Source organism: Paraclostridium sp. MRS3W1 (genome assembly GCF_032465715.1).
GTDB classification, from domain to species: Bacteria; Bacillota; Clostridia; order Peptostreptococcales; family Peptostreptococcaceae; genus Paraclostridium; species Paraclostridium dentum.
This window is the reverse complement of the sequence record NZ_JAWDJM010000109.1, coordinates 1-3593: the sequence shown is the minus strand read 5'-3', so window position 1 is coordinate 3593 and position 3593 is coordinate 1. Positions and strand designations below refer to the sequence as shown.

Sequence of the window (3593 nt, the reverse complement as noted above, 5' to 3'; positions counted from 1 at the left end):
ATCGAAAAAATATAAGTTTTACTTCCTAAATTCAAAATAAATTTAAGTTGATAAAACTTATATTTTTTATTTATTAGTTATATAATATTCCCATTCTAATCTTATCATTTAAATTTTCATTTAAAGCAAGTGTGAATATTAAGTCACATTTTCCATCAATTTTACCTTGAATATTTTCTAATACTTCATTTAATATAGATAAAACTTCTTCAATTTTACAATATTCATTTCCAAGACTTATAAATACTATTCCTTTTTTCTTTGTTAATTCATCATTAGTTTTTATTATAGTATCAAATAGCATATCTACTAATTCTTCTTTACTTGTCGAATTATCACTTTCTACAAATCCATGAGCTAACCCTTTTTCTTTTGATAAAATTTCTTTTAAATCTGTTAAATCTATATTTATAGTACATTCTTCTGAAACAGATTCTACCATCATATCAATTAACTCACATATTAAAGTAGAGTTATTATCTCTCATTACAAACTCTGCATTGAAATCAAATTCAACTTTCTTTTCATCTTGATTAACATCAATTCCAATAGATACAATTCTTCTTTCTTTTGCCATATAATTTATAGCTTTTACTATATCACATGTTCTTTGTTCTTTTGAATTATACGTAATAAAAACTATTTCAATTTCATCTAAAATTTTAGCTGCATAATCTTTATCTATATCTTGATTTATAGATATTTTTTCTGTATCTAATATTTCTTTATTATTTTTATAGTTCACTATGTATTCAAGATTTTTTATCCCATCTTCACTTACACCTATTATTTTTGCATACTTATTGTTAAAATTCATAATATTGTTGCTCCTTAATTTAATTAATAATTTATTAGTAGTAATAACTTTATTATTAACTTTCTATAACTTTCTAGTACTATATTACTAAAATTATGCATTATAGTAAAGTGTTAACTTTGATAAGTAAATTTACTTTTTAAAATTGCATTTGAAGTTTAAATAAACATATGTATATAATAAAAAAGAGCTATCTAATAAATGACTGATAGCTCTTTTTACGTATTTAAACTCGTGGTATGCACCTCTTTTGTCCTCCTAAAATTTTAAAAGACTTTTTTGTTACTCAACCTCATAATCTGGTGAATAATCATAATCTATTTCCATTTCATATCCAAAGTGATCTAACATAACTACATTTTCCATATAGCTTACCTCCTTATTTTTAATTTTGCAACTTATTAAGTTAATTCTATCATATCCAATATTTGGTTTGCAATATATTTTTTGAATTTTTCCAAAATTTCAAATCATATTTTTTATTTTTTTAAAATAAAGTTATTTTTTATTTCATTTTACTCTGTTTTATAATCTGGTGAATAGTCATAATTTAACTCTTCTTCATATCCAAAATACACCATTTCACTGAATTCTAACATTTTTTATATCTCTCCTTATTTGCAATTTATTTTTTTTATATTTCATTATACTTTAATATATGCAGAAGATAGTTAGAATTCTACCTTTTTTTAAAATTTTTTTATTCTTTTTTAATTCAAATAAAAAAAGGAGTATGCAACATCATACTCCTTTAATTTCTTTTTTCTATTTAATAAGTAATCTAATTATTCAAAATCTATTTTATTAATATTTTCCTTCATTATACATATAGATTTATCAAACTTTGATTTTTCTTCTTTGTCTAATGCTAATTCTATAACTCTTTCAACTCCATTTTTATTTACTACACTAGGTACAGCTATATATACATCATTATGACCATATTCGCCTCTTAAATACGATGATACCGTCAAAATGCTATTTTCATTTTCTAATATAGCTTTTGTTATAGCTGTTAAAGCCATTCCAATTCCATAGTACGTTGATTTCTTTCTTTTTATTATCTCATAAGCAACATTTCTAACTTCATCTTCTATTTTATCAAGATCATCAAAAGTTAGGTTGCTGTGTTTAGATGCTATTTGATATATAGGTTGAACTCCTTGTAATGCATAGCTCCATGCAACAAATTGAGAGTCTCCATGTTCTCCCATTACATAAGCATGTATATTTTTAGAGTTAACATCTAGCTTTTCACTTAACATATATCTAAGTCTAGATGAGTCTAGTGTAGTTCCTGACCCGATAACCTTTCCTTTTTCATAACCTGATAATTCATAAGCAACATATGTCATTATATCAACTGGATTTGTTGCAACCAACAATATGCCATTAAATCCAGATTCTTTTATATTCCCTATTATATTTTTCATTATTTTAGTATTTTTATTTAATAAATCTAATCTAGTTTCTCCTTCATTTTGTATTGCCCCAGCCGTAATGCATATTATATATGCATCAGAGCAATCTTTATAATCACCTGCATATATTTTCATTATTCTATCTCCAAAGTTAAGCCCATGATTTAAATCCATAGCCTCACCTTGAGCTCTATCTTTATCTATATCAATTAGAACTAATTCTTCACAAGTTCCTTGATTTACCATTGAATAAGCATAGCTCATGCCTACCATTCCAGTTCCAATGATTACAACTTTATTTTTCATTTTTTTCCTCCTATGCTAATCACATTATTAATACACATTAATATGATTTCATTAAACAAAAAATATAAACCATAAATTTTATTTTAATTTAATTTTGTAATATCAAATTGTATTTATTTTGCTTCTTAATTGATTTCTTAACTCTACTAAATCTTTATATTTATAGAAAAAGTTTATTTTCTGATCCTTAATACTATTTCCTTTAGGCTTATCATTAAGTACAAAATAACTAAATGTTTCAGCTATATCTTCACTCGGATCTGTTGATGCATATTCATCAACAAAACTGTTTTTATGTCTATCATAGAAGTATAAATTTTCTTTATTTATATTTCTATCTTCTAATATATCTTTCCAAAACTCATTGTAAAAATCATTTATGTACGAATTTTTATTAGATACTAATCCTTCTTCGCAGTAATTTTTCATATTATAGTTATCTGTATATTTTACTTGTCTATCATTTAGAGTCATATAGTGAAAATATTCATGTAATATTGTTTCATAAAATAATTTATTTTTATCTTTAAATACAACATCCTCTGGATCTATATTCATTATCCATCTACTTCCACTATTATTATTTACTTTAACTGAAGCTAACTCATTAAGTTTCCCATCAGTTGTAAGATAAAGTTCATCAAAATTTTCCAATCCTTTATTAGGTAAAATAAATTTTATTTTTTCCCATATATTTTTATATTCTTCACTTTCTTTATCATTTAAATATTCTGGGGTTAATCCTTTTATATATCGATACTTTAAATTTAAATTTTTAGTTATATCAAAAGATGCTTTCAAATCTAAAGAACTATTTTCAGTTAAATACATAACAATTACATCTGCATTCTTTTTATTGTATATAGATAAAATATCCTGCATTTTATCTATAGATTCATAATCACCTTGATTGTAATCTTCTATTAACTGTTTTAAAGTTTTATAATCACTTTCACTTAAAATTCCCTTTAATTTATTTAAAGTTTTATCTTTTTGAAGTCCCTCTGAATTATCAGGTCCATAGTTTTCATATTCGTAACCATTTAATA

The 3593-nt window shown here is 23.7% G+C and carries 3 protein-coding genes; all 3 read right to left on the bottom strand.

Annotated features, from left to right (window positions below):
* Positions 1-73 precede the first annotated feature (73 nt).
* The gene (locus tag RWY47_RS08825; RefSeq protein WP_025161925.1) at positions 74-817 is read right to left on the bottom strand and encodes a hypothetical protein; all 744 of its coding nucleotides are present in this window, start codon (positions 815-817) and stop codon (positions 74-76) included.
* Positions 818-1602: 785 nt separating this feature from the next.
* Complete coding sequence (locus RWY47_RS08820) at positions 1603-2544, bottom strand: L-lactate dehydrogenase (RefSeq protein WP_142730074.1); 942 nt, start codon at positions 2542-2544, stop codon at positions 1603-1605.
* 102 nt (positions 2545-2646) lie between these two features.
* Positions 2647-3593 (bottom strand): putative zinc-binding metallopeptidase (locus tag RWY47_RS08815; RefSeq protein WP_316030295.1); only part of this gene is annotated, 947 nt, incomplete at its 5' end.